The following is an 18,615-nucleotide window of genomic DNA, read 5'->3' as shown; positions in this document are numbered from 1 at the left end:
TCTATAACTCTTTTCGATTTATTTACGACTGCGTGGCAAAGGGTCAAAGAGTGGGGTTCTCCCTCCGGGAGGAAGCGCCAGGGAGACCGTCATCCCGTGGCGCTTTTCTCTTGACGGACCAACGAATCGCCAGCCACCCAGATGTTCGGATGCCGGTCGCGCACAGGGCTGACCGATTCGAGCAGTGACGCCAGGTGAAGAATGGTCGACTCAGCCTGCCAGCTGCCGACGATCTGCACGTTGATAGGCAGGCCCCCTTTGCTTGTGCCGAATCGCATGGAGATACCGGGCAAGCCCGTGACGTTCAGCGGCACGGTTGCGCCCTGGAGATAGGTCGCATCCACTGTGCGGCCGTTGATCGTGAACGTATCCACGCCGTGCTTGTGAGCCGGGATCGGCAGCACATGCGTAATCAACGCGTCGTATTTCCGGAAGTATTCGGCGTATCCGTCACGCAGACGCTCGGCGGCCTGTTCAGCGTCGATATAGTCCTTCATCGAGGTATCGGGCAGCGCGAGCATCGTCCTGGCCATCTTGTAGAGTTCGTCCTCACCGCGCCCTGCGGTCGCTTCCGCAAATGCCGGCTTCATTTCCATGACGTGCAGGCGGTTGAAGACATCGAGAGCGAAGTCACGCTCGAGGGCAGGAATGCGTACGGGCTCCGCCAGAATGCCCAAGCCTTTGAGCGCTTCCGCCGCTGCCTGCACCGTGGCTGCGACTTCGGGATCGACGGGTCCGAAGCCGGGTTCGACCATCCAGCCGACTCGCAGCGGACGGTCCGGCGAGCGGCCCACCCCCGCATCGAACGGGACTGTGCTGCTCGCAAAAGCGTCGCGGCCATCAGGACCCGACAGTTGCGAAAACGCGAGAGCGAGGTCGCGGATGCTGCGAGCCATCGGACCAACGTGCCAGAAGCGGCGCGGGGCGCGCGGCCAGATTCCTGTCATCGGCACACGTCCGTGAGTCGCCTTGAGCGAAACGATGCCTGTCTGCGCAGCGGGTCCCCGTACGGAAATCGCCAGATCGGTGCCGAGCCCGAGCGGCGACATACCCGCTGCGATGGCCGCCGATTCGCCGCCGCTGGAGCCGCCCGGAGTGCGCTCAAGATCCCACGGATTATTCGATCGACCGCTGAGCAGGTTGTCGCTCTCGATCCAGTACGAGAACTCGGGCAAGTTCGTTTTTGCGAGGAGGATGCCGCCTGCGTTTTTCAACCGTGCAACGCTGGTCGCGTCGGCGTCAGGAACGCGTCCTTTGAAGATGGGCGAGCCGCGCTGGGTCGCCACGCCCGCCGTGTCAATCGAATCCTTTGCGGTGAAGGGCACGCCGTGCAGCGGCCCCAACGCCTGACCTGAAAGCACAGCCGCTTCGGCAGCCTTGGCGGCTTGCAGCGCACCGTCTGCGACTGTGACGATGGCGTTGACTTTCGGATCGACGGCGTGGATGCGATCAAGGTGTACCTGCACGACTTCGACCGGCGAGACTTCACGTGTGCGAATGAGTTCAGCCAGACGGGTGGCGTCAAGGTGAAAGAGTTCGGAGTTCATGCTTTCCTTTGGCGGGGCGCAATACGGCTAGGGTTTGATTGATTTGGCCTACCGAACGATAGGTAGACAACTTGGGTTAAAAAAACGCCAGCAGGTGAGCTGCGTGGCCGGGGATAAAAATCTACCTAACGTTTGTTAGCTAAAACTCTAGGCGGTACAATGAGTGCAGTCAACACTTTTTTCATCGGAGGGCTGTTTTGACTAATGAAACCGTCACTGGCTCGGGGGATCGGATTCTTGCTGCCGCCACGAGAATGGCGCAGGCGCACGGCTATGGCGGGCTGAATATTCGTGAGCTCGCACAGGACGTGGGCATCAAGGGTGCCAGCATCTACCATCATTTCGCGAGCAAGGCCGACTTGGCGGCGGCGGTCGCGCGACGCTACCACCAGGACGCGGCTGCGGCTCTGGAAGCGCTCTCCGCGGCATCGGGCGATCCGCTTGTCGGTTTGCGTCGATACCCGGAGACGTTCCGCAAGTCGCTGGAGTGCGACAACCGCATGTGCCTGAGCAGCTTTATGGCCGCGGAGTATGACGATTTGCCCGAAGTCGTGAAAAAAGAAGTGCAGGCCTTCGCGGACGTCAACGTGGCCTGGCTTCGCAAGTCTCTCGAGGCAACGGGCGTCGTCGCCGCCGAGGGGACGCGGGAGCGCGCGTGCGCGATTTACGCAGCGGTTGCCGGCGCTCAACTGATGGCGCGCGGCAGGGCAGACATCGCGTTGTTCGATACCTTGATCAGCAGTTACAGGGCCGTCGGGTTATTGCCGGGATAGGGGCGCCTCGACGCTTAATGTCGCGTGATCGGCCGTAAGGGCGGCAACGTCGCCCAACCGGGCGGGAGTCAAACCTGGCGCGGCTTTAGGGAGATCAAGGGGGCTGTCTGGATCGCGACCTGGATCGCGGCTATGTCCCGAGCGGGTCCGGCGGGCGGATGTGATCTGCGATTTTCTATTTGGGGATCGTGGGTTGAGCAGGGGCTGTCGAATTTCACCAGCACTTTAGCCAAACGTTTACCTGACGCAAAACGGTTGTTCGGGGTTCGGAAATTTCCAACGGGCATTTCCGGGCCCCCACCGAGTGCGGCACCCCGCAGCCTGAGTGTTTGGCGGGGAGGGGAAACTTTCACCCCGCAGCGAACCCCACGACGAGTAGCGCAGCGCCTATCACCACGGCCAATACCTTCGCCAATAGGCTCGGCGGACCAGGACGCATCGTTGCGCCACTCTGCCTGAGCCTTTCCTGATGCTTGTCGAATTGCATCGCATCTTTAATCGCGGTTTCCCGGGCGGTTTCAAGGGCGAAGCGCAACAGCGAGATAAATGTTTAGAGGTTTGAGCCTGATTTGCTGATATGGGGGTTGTGTCGTTCGAACGAAACCGTCCTGTTATCGCTCAGTATGCGCCGAAGATCCGGTCGAGCGCCGCGAGGATGGCCTCACGTCGATCTGAAAGGGAACCGATGCACTTGCCGAGAGCGGCCAGGGGAACCGCGCTCATGCCAGGCGTATCAAGCAAACATTCTTCGCCGTTGATTTCGAAAACGGGAAGCAGGTCGGATGGTTTGCCGGAGAAGGCGAGATGTCGGACAGGTCGTAGAGGAATCACGATGCGCGTCGGCAGAATGCCGACATGGGTGCTTTGCACGTCGAGCAGGTAAGGTGCAAGTTTGCGCGTCTCAATGTCGGGATTCGTGTAGAGATCAAACCGGGCCATTAAAACGTCCTGTATTTCGCGAGCGGAAGCCCGTCGCGATCGACCATCACAGTGTAAGCGGCGACCAACTCGGCGTTATCATCCGCCCATCGGCGCGCCTCCGCCTCCTGGATTTCTTCGCGCACGCCGCGCTCGCTCGCCCGCGAAAGATTAATACCCAGCTGCTTGGCCCGCTCCAGCACCTCGGGCGGCAAGGTGACGTTGGTGGATTTACGCGGTCGAACTTCGAGTGCTTTACCCATGTGTGGCTCCATGTTGCATACCATGTGCATTATGATGCACAAGCTCGGTGGATCGCAAGTGTATTGATTGGTTGCCGGTCATAAGCGGAAAGCAATGTGGCGCAGTCAGGCAGGGCGGTCCTGATGCGCGTGAAATCGGGCTTTTGCGGGTTGTCTTCGCCGTTCAGCAGCTGTTCGATTTGACATAAGATAAATTATCAACAATTTTAACGGGGTGCGATGGTATCATCGCGGCGACTCCACGCTGGCTCCGCTTGTCGACTGCCGGTTCCCCCACGATAATTTCCTTCCGGGCGCGACAACCGGTGCCCCGACTACCAAAGCGCATGAACAAAGATCTGGGTACGCCCGCATGGGCTGAGGATTATCACCACTGGTTTGCCGAACTCAAGCAGCGCGTCGAGCGCGCGCGGCAGCGCGCCGTGGCCAGCGCGAATCGCGAACTGGTCACACTGTACTGGCAGATTGGCCGCGACATTCTCGACAGGCAGCAGCGACAAGGCTGGGGGGCCGGCGTTGTCGACCGGCTCGCGCGCGACCTCAAGGCAGCGTTTCCCGACATGCGCGGATTCTCGCCTCGCAACCTCAAGTACATGCGCGCGCTGGCACAAGCCTTCCCGCAGCCGGAATTTGTGCAACAGCCCGTTGCACAATTACCGTGGTCGCACGTCGTGACACTGCTGGACAAGCTCAACGACGACGCCCAACGGTTGTGGTATGCGGAAAAGTCGCTCGAGCACGGCTGGTCGCGCAGCGTGCTGACCATGCAGATCGAGACGGCCGCCCATGGGCGTGCCGGCAACGCAGTCACGAATTTCGCCGACCGGTTGCCGCCACCGCAGTCCGATCTCGCGCGCGACGCGCTTAAGGATCCGTATATCCTTGACTTCCTCGGTCTGGCCGAGAACGCCCAGGAGCGCGACATCGAGCGCGCGCTCACCCAACACATCACCCGCTTCCTGCTCGAACTGGGCGCCGGCTTCGCATTCGTGGGACGCCAGTACCGGCTGGAGGTAGGCGGCGACGAGTTTTTTGTCGATCTGCTTTTCTACCATCTCAAGCTGCGTTGCTACGTCGTCGTCGAACTGAAAACAACACCGTTCAAGCCCGAATATGCAGGCCAGTTGAACTTCTACCTGTCCGCGATCGACGCGCAGGTCAAGGCGGGCGAGGACCAGCCGACAATTGGCCTGCTGCTGTGCAAGGAAAAGAACCGGCTCGTGGCGGAATATGCGCTGCGCGGCGTGGCCAACCCAATGGGCGTTGCCGAATATCAGCTTTTGCGCCATGTGCCTGAATCGCTGGAAAGCGGTCTGCCATCAATCGATCAGATCGAGGCGGAACTCCGGCCCGATTTGCCCGATGCACAGCGGCAGTGATCAGCCCGGATGACTGGACGATTGCCCGATCGTGGGGACGGCGATGACGCCCTGGTCTGCCAGGGCGTGCATGCGTGGTCCTGATCCGCGCCTATCTACCTGCGCTGCCCGTCCCGCCAGACTGCCGCTTTGCTTCAGCAACCAGCTCCTTGAGTGCCTCGATTCCAGCATCCGTGAAGGCGGTTACGGAGACCAACTGCTCGGCGGGGACGTCCAGATCGTCGATGATCCCGAGACACCCGTCCTCTGGCTCCAGGTTCAGAGTCGCCAGTTCGTCCAGCCAATCCACCGGCTCTCGGAGCATCTTCGCGACACAGGAGATCGTATAGACAAAACTCGGTGCTGCCATCGTATTAGATCTCCTTGAATTCATGGGCATCCAGCCCTGTAATGCCGTTCTACCCCGGTTCCGGACGTCCATGTGAGCCCCAGTTTCTGTCGCGTGCCGCGGGCGGCAGGTGGGCGTGGTCTGCGTGAACATCGCCGCGGTGCCGGAACTGGGTCGACGCTGGATTTCATCTGTTATGCCGGCCAGGCCTGGTGCAGGAGACTAAAAAGCCGGTGCGCTCGTCGCGCAATGCGGAGATATCGAGTGCATGCTGCGCGCGAGTCACGGCCACGTAAAGCAGCCGAAGCTCATCCTCGTCCGGCATCGGGCGGCCGTCGGCACCGCGCAGGCGAAAATCGTTCGCCACCTTGACCCGCTTCCATTCGAGCCCCTTGGCACGGTGTACGGTTGAGATCCCATAGTCTGCGGCGCCTGCCGTCGCCGGGCGCGGCGCCAAGGCTTGCAGATAGCCAGTACCGAGTTCGTCGACGATGCGCACAACCGGCAGCAGGTCCTGACCAAATGCGCTGCGCGCAAACGCCTGCGCATCGCTCCGCCGCCGGGCGGAATGCCCGCTGGCCGGCCAGCAAGCGGTCCGCGCCGTCAGCGTATGCGAGAATCTCGGCCGGACTCATCCGGATCGCAGGTCGATGTCCCGCCTCGAGTGCCGCGGCGAACTGCCCAGATCGCCGTGACATTCTTCCGGCACAGGATTGCGTCGACCGGCGGCGCTAGCGCGGCATCTTCCATCAGGATCGAGCCGATGGTTTCCTGTTCCCGGATGGGCGTGCGCTCACCGAGCAGTGCGAGCACGCGTCCGCGTTTGATCACCGGAAGCAGCACACCTGGCGTTGCGAGAGCCAGCAGCATCCGTCACATCTCAAGAAGCTTAAGCCCGTTTTCGGCACACCATTGCCTCAGCGCGCTTTCGACAGCATCGGTTTCAAACGAATACCAGCGCTCGAGAACGCCCTCACGGTCCAGCAAATCCTTGAAACGCGCATAAGCTCCTTGCCGCCGGAATAGTCCTTCGACCTGGTCATAACGCGCAGGCAACTCCTGTGCGACAAAGCGCAAGGCGAGACGTCTTCCGAGATCGAGCTCGTTCCTGTGCGGTATCGCAAGGTAGCGATCGGAAGTTTCAAGGTCGTCAGGAATCTCCTCGTCGAGCGCGTCGCTGGAATCAGAAGTCCAATAGATCTTGCCTGTATCGAGCGAGACATACGCGTTATGCTCCGTCGGCGCCGCGTAGCTGACGAAGTCAAAGGCCAAAGAAAGATCATCGTGCTTGACTGCGACCATGGCTGCACCCAGCAGGTTGTACATGGCAGGTCGGCAAACCGGTCCGGGGATAGGGTTTGTCGCCCGTTTCGCCGCGTCTGCAACGCGACTCAAAGCTCTTCGCTCGGGTCAGCGATATCGAGCCGGAACTGCCATCCTTCCATGCTCATGAGCATTTGCCCAAGATCCTCCCATGAGACCTCCTTGCCGTCGATCACCACGAGTGGCAAGCGCCCCGCCTGCGTCTCATCCCATTCGATATGCCCGCGCACCGTACTGTCAATGATCCGGCGCTCATGCAAATCGATGTGCCTGACCGACAGCGCGCGACGCACCTTCTCAACGAGGCGCCCGAGCAACACGAACACATCTTCGTCAGCTTCGCCGATCAACTGGAACCGGTAGCCCGCGCGAAGCTCTCCCCGAAGCTCAAACGCATCCAGTGCCATCCGGTTGCCCAAAAGCCGAAGCCGGAAATGGAACTGGTGCGGCTCCCCGTGGCAGTCGATCATCCGGATGGGGTCAAGGCGGACGTTCTCGAAATCGGTGAATCCAGTGGACTCGGCAATCCTGGCATTGAAGCACAGAGTGCAGAGCAACTCATAGCGGCTATCGCCAGATCCGCAGTGTATGGTGTCCCAGGGTGGCGTCTGGTTGCCGCATTGTTCGCAACGCTCGTGTGCCATGTCGTGCCTGCCGTAACGGTTCTTCCCGCGATCGCCGGGAGGATAGATTCCGGTTGCCGTCTTCGGCAATGTACGTCGCTGTTGGCGGCAACATGCAGCCCGACGAACCCGCAATGGTGTGCACGGGAACTGGTGGAACCAATGCTGCTATTTTGACAGAGACTGGGAGCGCCTGCCGGGCTTCGGGGACGAGCAGCGCACGACTGGCGTCAAGCGTCTTCCGCCGCGTGACCGGGAAAGCGACAGGACATCCATGATCGACGCGATCGATGAGGTCACTCCCGCTTGACTTCCGTACACGAAAAAGATCCTTCGTTGCCCGCTCCATCGCGTCAGTCGCTTCCATGCAGACGCGCTACCTGTCAGGAGCTCCGAGGCTGGCACCACTTCAATCTACAATATGTAGGAATACGAAATATAATGCGATCATTTATCTTATGTCAAATTGACGCGGTCCCTTACCGGCTGACCCGGGCAGTCACATCTAACGTATCTAGCCGGCGCCAAAGCTGTCACTGCCGTTCAGTTGGCGTGACGCCGATATCGCAACTCCTTCTGGCTGCGAATAGCGACCACCAGCACAACGTCCAGCTCAGCCACAAAACGATACAGCGCAAGATAGCCATGCGCGCCATTCGAAATGACCAGCTCGCGCATCGCATCGGGGCCACTAACAGGCCGTCCAATCTGAGGACTCGTCTGAAGGATGTCTAGCGCGCGAACGATATCGTCAATGTGTTTTGCGGCGCTCGCCGCGTTGTGTTCAAACAGGAAGTCAAAGATCCGCTCAAAATCATCGCGAACTTCAGGCGCCAGAACTATTCGCGCCATCGCTTGACCTTCGGTGTTCCCGGATCGTGCCCTGCGGCCCGCTGGCCTATGTAATCACGCATGTCGGCCCACTCAATTCCGAGGCCGTTCTCCAGCATGTTTGCGAGGCGGTCGTTACCCTCAGTGAGAAATTCGCGACGCAGTTCTTCGCTGGTGACCCTCTCCGCAATCGCCTCCAGCATGAAGCTGTGGGCTGTAGTCCCCGATTCTTCAGCTAGTCTGGAGATCCGATCGCGGAGTTCCGGCGGAAGGCGGAGCGTGGTGGTAGACATAGAGGCCTCTCATGTGTCACATCTGTGCTACATCATACTCTCTCAAGTTTGCCAGTGCACGCCCTTGTCCAAACCCAAGCAGGGAACCAAAAACAGGGACATACCTAATTATGTCAAATACCGTATCCGAAGATTGCTCCGGTTTGAAAGGAGTCGTGTCGGACGGGCTGAGCCGGTATCAGTAGTTTCCGAAAAACTACTGATACCGGCTTGCCTGGTATGGAGTATTATTCTCAGTAATTTATAAAAAACTACTGAGATAACCATGGTCATCTCTGCAACTGGATCCCTCTACACCCTTCACGAGACTGCGCTACATGCGATGTACGCCGACCTCGAACGCGTCGCGCAGATACAGGATAAGGTTTTCATCGGTGCACCCGGGACCATCGTCCAGCACCGCAAAGGCGAGGCTGAGTACTACGCGCGTCAGTATCTCGATGGCGACGGCCGGCAGCGGCAGGCGTATCTCGCGGGGCCTGTCGGCTCGCCAGAGGCGGACACGCTCAAACAATCGGTGCAGAACCGTATCGACGAGGTCAAGGCTGTGATCAAGACCGTGCGCGAACTCGCCAAGCTCAACTTCGGCGTAGCCGATGCGAAGACCTATGCGACCGTTGGCGCACTGTTCAACCACGGCGTGTTTGCCGCGGGCGGCACGCTGGTCGGCTCCCACGCGTACGGCGTGATCCTGAACCGGCTCGGCATCCGCGCGGCAAGCTATCACACCGAGGACATCGACATCGCGCGACGCGAGCAGCTCGCGCTCTCCGATATTCCGGCCGGCGGACTTCTCGAAATCCTCAAGCAGACGGGCATCCGGTTTGTCGAGGTGCCAGGGCTCGACCGATCGGCGCCAGCAACGTCCTTCAAGGAGGCGGGAGCGTCGCGTTTTCATGTTGACCTGCTTGTGCCGTCGGCCGACGAGAATTTTACAATCCGGCCAGTACCCGAACTTAAGGCGCACGCCGCCGGCCTCCCCTACCTTGCCTACGTCCTTGGAACCTCGCAGAACGGCGTGCTGCTCTCGCGCCACGGTGCAGTGCCGGTACGCGTGCCAGACGCCAACCGGTTTGCCGTACACAAGCTGCTCGTCTCCCAGTTGCGCACGAACGACAACACGAAGTCTCTCAAGGATCTGCAGCAGGCTGCCGTTGTCATCGGCTTTCTCGGTGAGCATCATCCCGGCAGTATTGAAGATGCGTGCGAAGCGCTCCCGGCCAGTGCGCGCAGTCGCGTCAAGCGTGCAGTCGCGCCGCTCGAAAGGCTGCTTGAAGCGCATCCGGCAGCCCTCGACGAAGTGCGAGAGGCGCTCGCGGACTAGCGCGGTGTCGATGTCATGTCATGTCGAATCAATTAATCTTCGATTCTCTTTTATGTCTACATGAACGCCCCCGTTTGCGCCAGATGTTCGAGGTCTTGACGAATAGGATGGGCTGCAGCTGTACATCCGCCTCTTTGCAGCTTCCGCTTCGCTGCCGGCCCCTATGAAATCCGCTGACTCACGCCTCATTCAAATCGCGAGCTTGTGAAACTCAGACATAAAAGCAGGTTTCGTGAATCCCGGGTCCCGCCCGATTTGTCATTACACTCGAATGCCGCCGCAACTTTTGACGTTCCATCCCTTGAATCGAGAACCCCTTTAGCAGACCGATGAAACCATGCTGGCCTAACACTGACGTAATCCTTCCGGTAGGGCTGTTGATGTGGGAAGGAAATTCGAAGCCGCCTGCAACGAATTATTTCTCAATGTTCGCAATCAACGAGGGCGGCGGCAAGCTCGCGCAACGGTCCCCAGGCCGCCGAATGCCCGTTGGCATTGCCAGCGAGAATTGCGCGCGTGCGCTTACCGATCTTCCGCTGTACCTTTGCCACGTCGAGGCAGCCGCTCCAGTAATCAATATCGGCAAACACCGGTGCCGTGTCTGTTAGGGTGATCGCGTGCGCGACCTGATGCCACGTGTGCGACGCGCAGATAACTTCGTCGCCCGGGCCGATGCCGAGCGCACGCAGCACAATCCAGGTGCCGAACGTGCCGTCGCCACGGCCACCGCGTGGGCGCGGTCGCTCCAGCCGGCAAGGCAGCCTCAAACGAATCGAGCATTGGTCCATCGCTCCAAGGCGAACATTGCAGTACTGCATGGACGAGTTCGCTCTCTCGCGCCCCGCAGGCTGGCTCGCTAAGTGTGATTTGGTCAGTCGCCATCGCAGGCTTCCTCCTCGGCCACGATGAGCATATCGGCCTCACTTGCCTGTGCCGTCACAGACACGCAAAACCCTGTCGACGTCGCGAGATAGACGCGGCGGCCACGAAACTCGAGAACCGGCTTTTCATTGCGCAGTTCGACCGCGCCGATCCGCATGACACGCACGTCGGGATAGCGCTTTCGCCAACTTGCCGCGGCATCCAGCAGCGTCGGTTCGTTGAGAATCAACTGGGCTATCACACAAATCTGATTTGCTGTGAGCGCCATGTCAGTCGTGCCCGCCCGCCACGCGCCACGCTTCTACAGTGACCGGAAGCGTAGTGTCGGCAGCCATCTCTGGCACCTGGAACCGCCAGCCGATTGAGAGCATAATGAGCCCGCTCCACGTCTGCGCCTGAGCGATGCAGACGATCGGCTCATCCAGATCCTTCTTCGTCACGTAGGCGCCGAGAATGCCTTTTCTGTCCTTTCGAATTATGAGTTTCACGTTGAGACCTCCTGGGTTGGTTGCAAAAATTTGCGCCGCAGGTACGTGCATCGCTTCGAACTAGCGGCGCGAGCAAAAGGCGCCGGCCCGCCGGGCGACGAACGTCCAGCGACGAACACATGGACTTTCATAGGCAGAACTCGTCTTTCTCGAGCAATGGTCGCAGCGCGGCAGCATCAATTTCGTCCTCAGTGCAGCCGACGCCTGCCCATCAAACTCGACGAGGTACACCGGTTCGCCCGGTCTCGATCACACGCCCCACATTGGCGATCCCGCCGAGCGCGCCGGCCCTCACAAGACGCTCGCATTCGCCCCGTCCGGGATAGCCACCGTCGTTGCAAACGTCGTGCAGTGGCACCACGCGCATTCTCCATGGAGCGCGCTCACCCAACCGCGCGAGCACGTCTTGCGAACGGTGGTCGAGCGTACATAGTTCCTTCGCGCGCATGCCGACGCAATGATCGCGTTCGACAAAGTGAACCGCATAGATGTAGAACCGCTGCAGGAACGTGTCGATTCCGGTGACGTAGCCCACGTCGCCTTTGCTCAAGAGCAGCTCACCCATGGCCTTACCGGTGTACGTACCGTCGTTGCTGATCGGGAGCGGGCGATCATCCGCACGGCACTGCCGGCAATGGCGCGTCAAGTTCGCGCCGCCCTTGCAGGCGTCATGCCCGGCCTTCAGCTCGCGCGCAGTGGGGCCGCGCTGGCCGTGCAGGCCGAAATACGTGCCATGCTCTGGGTCTGAGATCATCGGCATGATGTTGTGCAGGAACGCGCCTCGCCTCTTTACCTCGCGATTTACCTCGATCAGGAGTTCGTCGTTGATGCCCGGGATCAACACCGAGTTGATCTTCGTCAGTACACCACGCGCAGTCAGTATCTCCAGCCCCTCCATGTGCCGCGCGTGAAGGAAGCGCGCGGCCTCCTTGCCCGTGATTCGTCGGTGGTCCCAGAAAATCCACGGATAGATCTTTTCGCCGACGACGGGATCGACCATGTTGATGGTGATTGTCACGCAAACAATGCTGTTTTTGCAGATCTCGTCGACAAAGTCCGGCAACGCGATACCATTCGTTGACAGGCATAGCTTAACGTCCGGAGCGCGCTCGCGAAGCATACGGAACGTGTCGAACGTTTTCTTCGGATTGGCTAGCGAGTCCCCGGGACCCGCAATGCCGAGCACGGTCAACTGCGGAATCCGGGCCGCGACGGTCGTCACCTTTTTCACGGCTGCTCCGGCGCCCGTTTCTCCGACACGACGCCTGGCCGCGACTCGTTCGAACAGTCATACTTGCGGCTCCAGTAGTTGCATTGGATTTTGCAGGCGGGTGCCACCGCTACGTGCATGCGCGCATAATCGCGATGCGCTTCTTCCGAATAACCTGGGTGATTACTGATCTTTTCCCATACTTCTGCCGACATGCTCTCGGGCGCGTCGGACGGACCGCAGCTCGATTTGCCTGTGCCGCCGTATGAATCACAGCCGCCGCCCCGGACAGATGCGTCTACGGTCGACACCAAGGGCAGTGCCTGCCGAACGCCGATATAGGCAGTCGAGGGCGGCGTGCTGGCGTTCGCGCAGTCTTGCATGATATCTCCCTGCAACCAAAAGTGGCGGCGCAATACGCAATAGCGAGATCCATGCCACTCACTCGAGCTCCGCTAATGCGCGAGTCCCGCGATATCCGATAAGTTCTGTTGTCGTGCGTCGGCCCCCAAGCCCGACAACCACGCCCTATGCGTCGCTGTTACAACAAAAGTCACGCGCTCCACGTTTCATGTCCAAATTTTTTTGTTTAACTGATTATCGCGAGTGTGCGTCAAGCGAACATGTGCGACATTCTGTCCGCCAGCGGATGGAACCGATCGAGCCGCCTCCAGCGCGGCCGCATTGTCCGGAACGGGACATTCGCGACACGAACAATCGGACGATGCACCGCCATAACCCGACATTGTGCCGGTCAACATCCCGCAAATTGTGCTCCGACTGTAGATGCTCGCTTGGCACAACGTCCCGTGTAAGCGGGGTTTGAGGGACAGCCGTTATGGATATCGCGTTCATTAACTTTGGCAGTGGATGCAATGCGCGGAATGGATGAGATGCAGGAACCCCTGTTTACGACGGTCAAGCTGGAGGATTTCGTCCGGCGGATCACTCGCTGCGACCGGTCCGGCTGCTGGTGAATGACGCGTTGAGACGGCTCAACGGGCTGTTTAACGTCATCTATGCCGACACCGGCCGGGCTTCGATTGCACCCGAGAAGCTGCTGAGGGCGTTGCTGCTGCAGGTGTTCTACTCGTGCGTAGCGAACGCATGGTGATGGAACAGATGCGCTACAACCTGCTGTTCCGCTGGTTCGTCGGACTGGCGATCGAGGACGACGCGTGGGACCACTCGGTGTTCTCGAAGAACCGCGACCGGTTGCTGGAGCATGAAGTCGTGGAAGCGCTCTTTACTGAAGTCATGGGGCCTGTCCGACAAAACGGGGTCTCCTGTCGAGAGAGGCATTTCTCGGTGGTCGGTACGCTGATTCAGACATGGGGGATTGCAAATGCACAGGCAGTGGACATCATCTTCGCCGGCAAGCAGACCATCGATGGCGACACTGCCCAGGTCGGCCCCGCTATCGCGATGCGATTGGGCGTCCAGTTGCTCACGTATGTATCCCGGATCGTCGAGACTGACCTCGACGCGCGCACGATCGTAGTCGAGCGCCGCGCCGAAGGCGGTGTGCAAGTATTGAAAAACCGCACTGCCCTGTCTCGTGACGATGCTCGAGAATACGAACGAGCTGCGCTTCGCGACACTGCCCGCGATGATCCCACGCGGCTGGGATTCCCGGTGCGCAAATGGAATCGCGAGCAGGCCGGCATTGAGGGACGTGAGCAAGATCGGGCTGAAAGGTTCACCTACCGTGGTCAGCAAAGTGTTCGCGCCGACGCCGCGCGACGAAAAGGCCGAGATGCTCGAATTGGACGCGTCCAGTCTGCGCGACGTGTCGCTGAAACTCGTGCACAAGATATTTGCTCGCCATCCGACATTGGAGGCGGACCTGTTGGATGAAGAGGGCCTCATGAAACTCGGCCCGCTGCCTCTGAAATAGAAGCCGTCCGCGCCGGTCAAACGGGCCGCGGTCGTAACCTCGATCTGCCCGAACATCTGAAAGCCTACCAGGGTGTTCTGAGGTTCTTTCTCGAGCACGACCACGGCCACGTGCATAGCGTGTTCGTGGGGAGCTGCTCGGTGAGGCGCGGCAAAGCCCGCCGACCAAAGTCGGCAGTCGTGTCGCTGTGGCCGTTGCTCGGCTTGGTTACCGACGAGCACGCTTGAGCAGTTTGCCAGTGAGGCGTTCAGTTTCGGCGCGGGACAAAGCCGTTATTGTGATTCACGACCCTGTGTCGCTCGGCATATCGCCACAAACCGTTCACGAAGTGGCTGACGCGACTCTGGTCAAACAAGTACCGCCCCGAGATTCTGCTGCTCGGTTGCAACCCTCAATGGGCCGGGATTCTCGCCGCGATCTGTCGCAACACGACGCTCTTGAGGGGCCTCCACCCGCCGGACTGCACTGAGTTTGAACATTGACCCGGCCTCGCGCGCACTGCGGCCACACGGCCGCCTTTCGGCGGCTCGCTGCTCTATGCGATCATGACGCTCGCATACCGCCCGCAGGTGGCGGCGGTGCGCCCACGAGTGATGGTGATGCCGCAGGCGCAAGACGGGTTTGCGGGCGGCGAGAACGTAACGTTGCCAACGACGAAGGCGATTGGGAACTGCATCTTCGGCACGAAACTATGGGTTCTTTACGACCATCTGGGACACTATTTCGCACGAGTTACTGGCCGAAAAAGGATGATGCCGGAAGTTGGCCTCCGCGACCAGCCCGAACCGCTCAAACGTGCGCGACTACTTCATTTTTCCGTTTGATCAACACCGCTGGCGCAGAGCTAAAGTCGGAAATGGTGTACGGGGAGTAAAGTAGAAAGAGCTGGTTATACGCTGGAGCAAATCGCATCACGCGTCCGGTGTGCTCCCACTCCATGCGTGCGCAGCTTCGTCAGGTCGACATTACAGAGACAGGCTGCCCTCAGGTTCGGCGCGCTAATTGACCTCAGCGACACGTGTGGAGTTGCACCATCAATTCGGCATGGCCTTATATGATGTGAGGGCAATTGACAGAGCGATCAGTAGTCTCTGCAAGGGGCGACTTCATGCCTGATGTCCGCGAGTTGACTCAAAGTTCATCCTGTCGAAATCACACTTCGCGGGTTGTTTCACGTTAGAGCGTGTTAGGAACTTTGAAGTACTGGCACGGCATGGACGAGCATGAGCATTGGGAAGAACGACGAAATGAAGCCCGGCGAGAGTTTCGGGTAGCCGCTCATAGTCACGTGCGAGACGGCGGAAGCGGTTGAGCCAGCCAAAGCTGGCACTCGACCACCCATCGCCGGGGGCAGCAGTACAAAAGACTTTTTTTCGTCTCTCGAGTTGATCGAGGGTGTAAAAAGTTTTGTGTAAACGGTCATTTGGGCAGGAGACTGCCAGCAAAGGAGCATAATGACCGTAGCGAAACGCAATAAAAGAGAGAAACCCGATGCTGAACTCTGTCAAGCTGGCAGACAGGCCTGCTGGCGAATTACCAGAAGCCGGAAAGACCTGATAGGCAGAACGGCCTGCTCAAGCAGCTTACCAAGATGCTGGTGGAGCGGTGCGTTAGAGACGGAGATGTCCGAACACCTGGGCCATGCAAAAGCGAAACGGTGACCAATGCCACGGGCAACACCCGTAATGGCCATAGCGCCAAGACGCTGCAGGGGGAGTTTGGCGAGTTGCCGCTCAATATCCCGCGCGACCGTCAGGGGGCGTTTCGAGCCGAAGCTGGTGGAGCGCCATCAGAACGCGCTGACGGGCTTCGATGACAAAGATCATTTCGCTGTATGCGCGGTGGCCTGAGCGTGCGCGAGATCCAGGGGGCACCTGGAAGAAAATGTACGGCAACGGAGGTGTCTCGCCGACGCTGGTCTCGGCGGTCACCGACGCCGTCAGTGATGAGGTGAAGGTCTGGGCAGGGCCCGTGCGCTCGACGTGCTTTATCCCGATTGTCTATCTCGGACGCATTCACGTCAAAGCGCGCGACAGCGGCGCGGTGCGGACCAAGGCGGTGTACCTGGGCCATCGGCGTGAACATGGCCGGCCACAAGAAGGTCCTGGGCCTGTGGATCGCCCAGACCGGGGGGGCCAAGTTCTGGCTGCAGGGTGGTCACTGAGCTGAAGGACGCCGCGGCGTGCAGGACATCTTTATCGCCTGCGTCGACGGGCTTAAAAGGCTTCCTGAAGCCATCGAGCGGTCTACCCAAAAGCGGCCGGTGCAACTGTGCATCGTGCATATGGTGCGCAACAGTCTGAACTTCGTGCCGTGGAAAATGCAGCAGGAAGTCGCGCCGACCTGAAGACGATTTACACTTCATCGACCCCTCGAACTGGCCGAACCAGGATGCTTGGGCGCCCTTCGAGGCAGGTGGGACAAGGTAACTATCCGTCCATCGGACAGAGCCTGGCGACGGCAACTGGGCACGTGTTTGTGAATTCCGTTTCTTCGATTACCCACCGGAGATCAGGAAGGTGATTTACACCACGAATGCCATAGAATCGATCAACATGAGCCCTGCGCAAGGTGATCAAGACCCGCAGCTTCGTTCCCGACCCGATGAGGCCGTCACCAGCTGTTTTACCTGCCCTGAACAACATCAGCAAGAAGTGGACGATGCCGATCCGCGACTGGAAGGCCGCACTGAACCGCTTCACGATCCAGTTCGAAGAGGCGGGCTGGTGCCGGGATTAAACCATCAACCCGTTTACACAAAAATTCCGGACACCCCCGTTTGATCACCTGCCAGTTCAATGTCTTCGGTCCCAGTGCTTGCCTGCGCTGGACTATCTTTACTCCGGTGTATCCCTTGTCGCGCCTAAGGACCACCTTAAACCGTGCGGCCTCGTTACCGTGCTGGACCTGGCGCGCAAGCTCTGCTACCTCCGCGCCTTCCTGTTCATTGGCTGGTGTCACGTGTACCGCCAGCAACTGTCGCATTATGTCCACCGCAATGTGTACCTTGCTGCGGCGTTTGCGCTTATAACCGTCATAGCCCGCACGCGGGCCGCTCTCGCAGGTCGACTGTATCGTGCGCCCATCGAGAATGACCGCACTGGGCTGTCCCCGACGGCTAGGGCCAGGCGTATCAGCGAGCGCAGGTCGCTCACCATGCTCTCGAAGCAGCCGGCCTGCAACCAACGTTGAGTTTGCTGATACACCAGTTCCCACGGTGGAAAATCATTGGGCAGCATCCTCCACGGCGCGCCGGCACGAGCCATCCAGCGCAATGCGTCAAACATGTCGCGCAGCTCGTATTTGCGCTGGGGCGCCTCGACGTCCATCAACGTCAGATACGGTGCCGCGAAACTCCATTCTTCGTCCGACACATCAGTTGGATACCCTTTGCGGTCTGCCTTTTTCATTCCTCTAGGATACCAGGTCGCGCTCAAAGTTCCTAACACGCTCTTCTATGGGGAACTGAAAGTCAAGCCCGGTTCACGATCAACATTCTGTTATGCGATGTAAGCCTCCTTGTTCGGTCTCTACCGCCAGCCTGCGCGATCACTTACCATGACCAGACGCAGGCTGGCGCTAAAGACCGGTGCGTGAAGGACGGTACCGACGCTCATCGCGTAAGCCTTGTTGCAGCCTGGCATGTCAATGTCATTCAGGTCAGGGTATCTGTTGGCCGGTCAGTGCCGGGTCGACCTTCTATCCGTGCCGACCTGACAGGCCGGTCACCTCATGCCGCGTGCGCGAAGCGCTGGAGCTACCCTGTTACCGACGGCGCCCCATCTAGGGAAACGGCCTCCCGCAGTGGGTAGCCCGAGCGTGTTTCGGGCGCGTTGACCTTTAGATGCTGTTGCTGCATCCGACGTCATTCAATCATTCAGGCCCTCACGGTGTTGACGTCGCGCGGCTTGAGTATCGCGCCAACGGGGATCTCGCCGTACTCGAGATAACGCCACAGGGCGATCGCCAGACGGCGTGCGAGCGCGACGATACCGATGCGCCGCATCCGCTTGCCGGTACCGGAGATGCTGACCCAGGCACACGTGGGCGCCGACGCTGAAAGCGAGATGCCGGTTCGGTTTGCGGTCGAAATTGAATGCGAACGGCTCAGGGGAGACTTGCTCGTCACGATTTGCCGAGCCATAGCGGAGCATCAGCCAATCGCCCTTGCGGATTGTCCGACCCCGGACGTTGGTGTCGGCAGTCGCTGTGCGCATGAAATGACGCACCGGCGATGCGTAGCGAAGGGTTTCATCGAAACTGCGGAATCAGCGAACGATCCGCCTGTAGTCGCGGCAATAGCTCAGGGAAGCGGTTCAACGCCCACATCGCGACCGATATGGACGACGAAACCGTATCATGTCCTGCTGCGGCGATGATCACGTAATAGCTGCCCCGGTCTCTATGCATAATTACGCCGGCGTCAGCACGGCGCCGGAACCACGCCATTGATGGTTCGAGTTCGTCGTCGCAATTTACTTGCGCTTTGTGGCGGGCTCGAATGCCATGCTGCGCCGTCAGCTTGCGAACCAGCTC

The 18,615-nt window shown here is 59.7% G+C and carries 18 protein-coding genes and 9 pseudogenes; 7 read left to right on the top strand and 20 right to left on the bottom strand.

Going from position 1 to position 18,615, the window contains the following annotated elements; all coding sequences use genetic code 11:
• Positions 1–89: 89 nt before the first annotated feature.
• On the bottom strand, positions 90–1,547 hold the full coding sequence (locus B0G81_RS37715) for an amidase (RefSeq protein WP_134143336.1): 1,458 nt from the start codon (positions 1,545–1,547) through the stop codon (positions 90–92).
• A gap of 197 nt (positions 1,548–1,744) precedes the next feature.
• On the opposite strand from B0G81_RS37715, the gene B0G81_RS37710 reads away from it, so the two are divergent.
• Positions 1,745–2,320 carry a TetR/AcrR family transcriptional regulator gene (locus B0G81_RS37710; RefSeq protein ID WP_134143335.1) on the top strand — a complete coding sequence of 192 codons (576 nt, stop codon included), beginning with the start codon at positions 1,745–1,747 and terminating at the stop codon, positions 2,318–2,320.
• Between the two features lie 618 nt (positions 2,321–2,938).
• On the opposite strand, the gene B0G81_RS37705 is transcribed toward B0G81_RS37710, so the two are convergent.
• Both B0G81_RS37705 and B0G81_RS37700 read right to left on the bottom strand, forming a co-directional pair.
• Positions 2,939–3,259 carry a CcdB family protein gene (locus B0G81_RS37705; protein WP_134143334.1) on the bottom strand — a complete coding sequence of 107 codons (321 nt, stop codon included), beginning with the start codon at positions 3,257–3,259 and terminating at the stop codon, positions 2,939–2,941.
• Positions 3,259–3,501 carry a type II toxin-antitoxin system CcdA family antitoxin gene (locus B0G81_RS37700; RefSeq protein WP_243856823.1) on the bottom strand — a complete coding sequence of 81 codons (243 nt, stop codon included), beginning with the start codon at positions 3,499–3,501 and terminating at the stop codon, positions 3,259–3,261. Before B0G81_RS37700 ends, B0G81_RS37705 begins: the two co-directional genes overlap by 1 nt.
• 326 nt (positions 3,502–3,827) lie before the next feature.
• On the opposite strand from B0G81_RS37700, the gene B0G81_RS37695 reads away from it, so the two are divergent.
• Positions 3,828–4,880: a PDDEXK nuclease domain-containing protein gene (locus B0G81_RS37695; protein WP_121311395.1), complete on the top strand. Its 1,053-nt coding sequence runs from the start codon at positions 3,828–3,830 to the stop codon at positions 4,878–4,880.
• Positions 4,881–4,971: 91 nt separating this feature from the next.
• On the opposite strand, the gene B0G81_RS37690 is transcribed toward B0G81_RS37695, so the two are convergent.
• The 7 genes from B0G81_RS37690 to B0G81_RS37665 form a co-directional block, all read right to left on the bottom strand.
• Positions 4,972–5,229: a hypothetical protein gene (locus B0G81_RS37690; protein ID WP_121325201.1), complete on the bottom strand. Its 258-nt coding sequence runs from the start codon at positions 5,227–5,229 to the stop codon at positions 4,972–4,974.
• 166 nt (positions 5,230–5,395) lie between these two features.
• Positions 5,396–5,707, bottom strand: a complete 312-nt coding sequence (locus B0G81_RS44995) for an ATP-binding domain-containing protein (protein WP_243856822.1) — start codon at positions 5,705–5,707, stop codon at positions 5,396–5,398.
• Between the two features lie 104 nt (positions 5,708–5,811).
• On the bottom strand, positions 5,812–6,078 hold the full coding sequence (locus B0G81_RS44990) for a hypothetical protein (protein WP_241975127.1): 267 nt from the start codon (positions 6,076–6,078) through the stop codon (positions 5,812–5,814).
• 3 nt (positions 6,079–6,081) lie between these two features.
• Positions 6,082–6,534, bottom strand: a complete 453-nt coding sequence (locus tag B0G81_RS37680; RefSeq protein WP_243856821.1) for a hypothetical protein — start codon at positions 6,532–6,534, stop codon at positions 6,082–6,084.
• A gap of 65 nt (positions 6,535–6,599) precedes the next feature.
• Positions 6,600–7,175: a hypothetical protein gene (locus B0G81_RS37675; protein ID WP_134143332.1), complete on the bottom strand. Its 576-nt coding sequence runs from the start codon at positions 7,173–7,175 to the stop codon at positions 6,600–6,602.
• 522 nt (positions 7,176–7,697) lie between these two features.
• Positions 7,698–8,006, bottom strand: coding sequence for a type II toxin-antitoxin system RelE/ParE family toxin (locus B0G81_RS37670; RefSeq protein ID WP_106285709.1), 309 nt, complete (start codon positions 8,004–8,006; stop codon positions 7,698–7,700).
• A complete protein-coding gene (locus B0G81_RS37665) occupies positions 7,994–8,278 on the bottom strand; it encodes a CopG family transcriptional regulator (protein ID WP_106285708.1) in 285 nt (94 codons plus the stop codon). The genes B0G81_RS37670 and B0G81_RS37665 overlap by 13 nt, the downstream gene beginning before the upstream one ends.
• Positions 8,279–8,543: 265 nt before the next feature.
• Here B0G81_RS37665 and B0G81_RS37660 point away from each other — a divergent pair, with 265 nt between their 5' ends.
• Positions 8,544–9,602 (top strand): GSU2403 family nucleotidyltransferase fold protein, encoded by a 1,059-nt coding sequence (locus tag B0G81_RS37660; RefSeq protein ID WP_106285707.1) that lies wholly within the window; start codon positions 8,544–8,546, stop codon positions 9,600–9,602.
• Between the two features lie 449 nt (positions 9,603–10,051).
• On the opposite strand, the pseudogene B0G81_RS37655 reads toward B0G81_RS37660, so the two are convergent.
• From B0G81_RS37655 to B0G81_RS45645, 6 genes and pseudogenes are all read right to left on the bottom strand, one after another.
• Positions 10,052–10,484: pseudogene (locus tag B0G81_RS37655) on the bottom strand (DegT/DnrJ/EryC1/StrS family aminotransferase); the annotation flags it as partial.
• Positions 10,474–10,752, bottom strand: coding sequence for a hypothetical protein (locus B0G81_RS37650; RefSeq protein WP_134143331.1), 279 nt, complete (start codon positions 10,750–10,752; stop codon positions 10,474–10,476). The gene B0G81_RS37650 and the pseudogene B0G81_RS37655, both read right to left, overlap by 11 nt.
• A gap of 1 nt (position 10,753) precedes the next feature.
• On the bottom strand, positions 10,754–10,972 hold the full coding sequence (gene nifT, locus B0G81_RS37645; protein ID WP_106285728.1) for a putative nitrogen fixation protein NifT: 219 nt from the start codon (positions 10,970–10,972) through the stop codon (positions 10,754–10,756).
• 211 nt (positions 10,973–11,183) lie between these two features.
• The gene (locus B0G81_RS45655) at positions 11,184–11,618 is read right to left on the bottom strand and encodes a nitrogen fixation protein NifZ (protein ID WP_308705958.1); all 435 of its coding nucleotides are present in this window, start codon (positions 11,616–11,618) and stop codon (positions 11,184–11,186) included.
• A gap of 219 nt (positions 11,619–11,837) precedes the next feature.
• Positions 11,838–12,092, bottom strand: a pseudogene (locus tag B0G81_RS45650) (nitrogenase cofactor biosynthesis protein NifB); the annotation flags it as partial.
• A 107-nt stretch (positions 12,093–12,199) separates the two neighbouring features.
• Positions 12,200–12,565 (bottom strand): hypothetical protein, encoded by a 366-nt coding sequence (locus tag B0G81_RS45645; protein WP_347877476.1) that lies wholly within the window; start codon positions 12,563–12,565, stop codon positions 12,200–12,202.
• Between the two features lie 501 nt (positions 12,566–13,066).
• Here B0G81_RS45645 and B0G81_RS37630 point away from each other — a divergent pair.
• The 3 genes and pseudogenes from B0G81_RS37630 to B0G81_RS44975 all read left to right on the top strand — a co-directional run.
• A pseudogene (locus tag B0G81_RS37630) lies at positions 13,067–13,517 on the top strand (transposase); the annotation flags it as partial.
• A gap of 15 nt (positions 13,518–13,532) precedes the next feature.
• Positions 13,533–14,079: pseudogene (locus tag B0G81_RS37625) on the top strand (nitrogen fixation protein FixA); the annotation flags it as partial.
• A 545-nt stretch (positions 14,080–14,624) separates the two neighbouring features.
• Positions 14,625–14,903, top strand: a complete 279-nt coding sequence (locus tag B0G81_RS44975; RefSeq protein WP_243856820.1) for a hypothetical protein — start codon at positions 14,625–14,627, stop codon at positions 14,901–14,903.
• 417 nt (positions 14,904–15,320) lie between these two features.
• Here the strand turns inward: B0G81_RS44975 and B0G81_RS37615 are convergent.
• Positions 15,321–15,429, bottom strand: a pseudogene (locus B0G81_RS37615) (transposase); the annotation flags it as partial.
• Positions 15,430–15,580: 151 nt separating this feature from the next.
• Between B0G81_RS37615 and B0G81_RS45470 the strand changes: the two are divergent.
• Positions 15,581–16,818: pseudogene (locus tag B0G81_RS45470) on the top strand (IS256 family transposase).
• Positions 16,819–16,857: 39 nt separating this feature from the next.
• Here B0G81_RS45470 and B0G81_RS37605 read toward each other — a convergent pair.
• From B0G81_RS37605 to B0G81_RS37595, 3 pseudogenes are all read right to left on the bottom strand, one after another.
• Positions 16,858–17,489, bottom strand: a pseudogene (locus B0G81_RS37605) (IS5 family transposase); the annotation flags it as partial.
• A 467-nt stretch (positions 17,490–17,956) separates the two neighbouring features.
• Positions 17,957–18,100, bottom strand: a pseudogene (locus B0G81_RS37600) (IS110 family transposase); the annotation flags it as partial.
• 1 nt (position 18,101) lies between these two features.
• Positions 18,102–18,468, bottom strand: a pseudogene (locus B0G81_RS37595) (cytochrome P450); the annotation flags it as partial.
• Positions 18,469–18,615: the final 147 nt, after the last annotated feature.

Origin of the sequence: Paraburkholderia sp. BL6665CI2N2 (genome assembly GCF_004366535.1) — a bacterium.
In the GTDB taxonomy this organism is placed as follows: Bacteria; Pseudomonadota; Gammaproteobacteria; order Burkholderiales; family Burkholderiaceae; genus Paraburkholderia.
This window is presented reverse-complemented; position numbering and strand designations above follow the sequence as displayed.

Bases quoted from the DNA above. Each gene is read 5' to 3' on its own strand.
- B0G81_RS37715 (WP_134143336.1), bottom strand. From the start codon at position 1,547: ATGAACTCCGAACTCTTTCACCTTGACGCCACCCGTCTGGCTGAACTC.
- B0G81_RS37705 (WP_134143334.1), bottom strand. From the start codon at position 3,259: ATGGCCCGGTTTGATCTCTACACGAATCCCGACATTGAGACGCGCAAA.
- B0G81_RS37700 (WP_243856823.1), bottom strand. From the start codon at position 3,501: ATGGGTAAAGCACTCGAAGTTCGACCGCGTAAATCCACCAACGTCACC.
- B0G81_RS37695 (WP_121311395.1), top strand. From the start codon at position 3,828: ATGAACAAAGATCTGGGTACGCCCGCATGGGCTGAGGATTATCACCAC.
- B0G81_RS37690 (WP_121325201.1), bottom strand. From the start codon at position 5,229: ATGGCAGCACCGAGTTTTGTCTATACGATCTCCTGTGTCGCGAAGATG.
- B0G81_RS44990 (WP_241975127.1), bottom strand. From the start codon at position 6,078: ATGCTGCTGGCTCTCGCAACGCCAGGTGTGCTGCTTCCGGTGATCAAA.
- B0G81_RS37680 (WP_243856821.1), bottom strand. From the start codon at position 6,534: ATGTACAACCTGCTGGGTGCAGCCATGGTCGCAGTCAAGCACGATGAT.
- B0G81_RS37675 (WP_134143332.1), bottom strand. From the start codon at position 7,175: ATGGCACACGAGCGTTGCGAACAATGCGGCAACCAGACGCCACCCTGG.
- B0G81_RS37670 (WP_106285709.1), bottom strand. From the start codon at position 8,006: ATGGCGCGAATAGTTCTGGCGCCTGAAGTTCGCGATGATTTTGAGCGG.
- B0G81_RS37665 (WP_106285708.1), bottom strand. From the start codon at position 8,278: ATGTCTACCACCACGCTCCGCCTTCCGCCGGAACTCCGCGATCGGATC.
- B0G81_RS37660 (WP_106285707.1), top strand. From the start codon at position 8,544: ATGGTCATCTCTGCAACTGGATCCCTCTACACCCTTCACGAGACTGCG.
- B0G81_RS37650 (WP_134143331.1), bottom strand. From the start codon at position 10,752: ATGGCGCTCACAGCAAATCAGATTTGTGTGATAGCCCAGTTGATTCTC.
- B0G81_RS45645 (WP_347877476.1), bottom strand. From the start codon at position 12,565: ATGCAAGACTGCGCGAACGCCAGCACGCCGCCCTCGACTGCCTATATC.
- B0G81_RS44975 (WP_243856820.1), top strand. From the start codon at position 14,625: ATGACGCTCGCATACCGCCCGCAGGTGGCGGCGGTGCGCCCACGAGTG.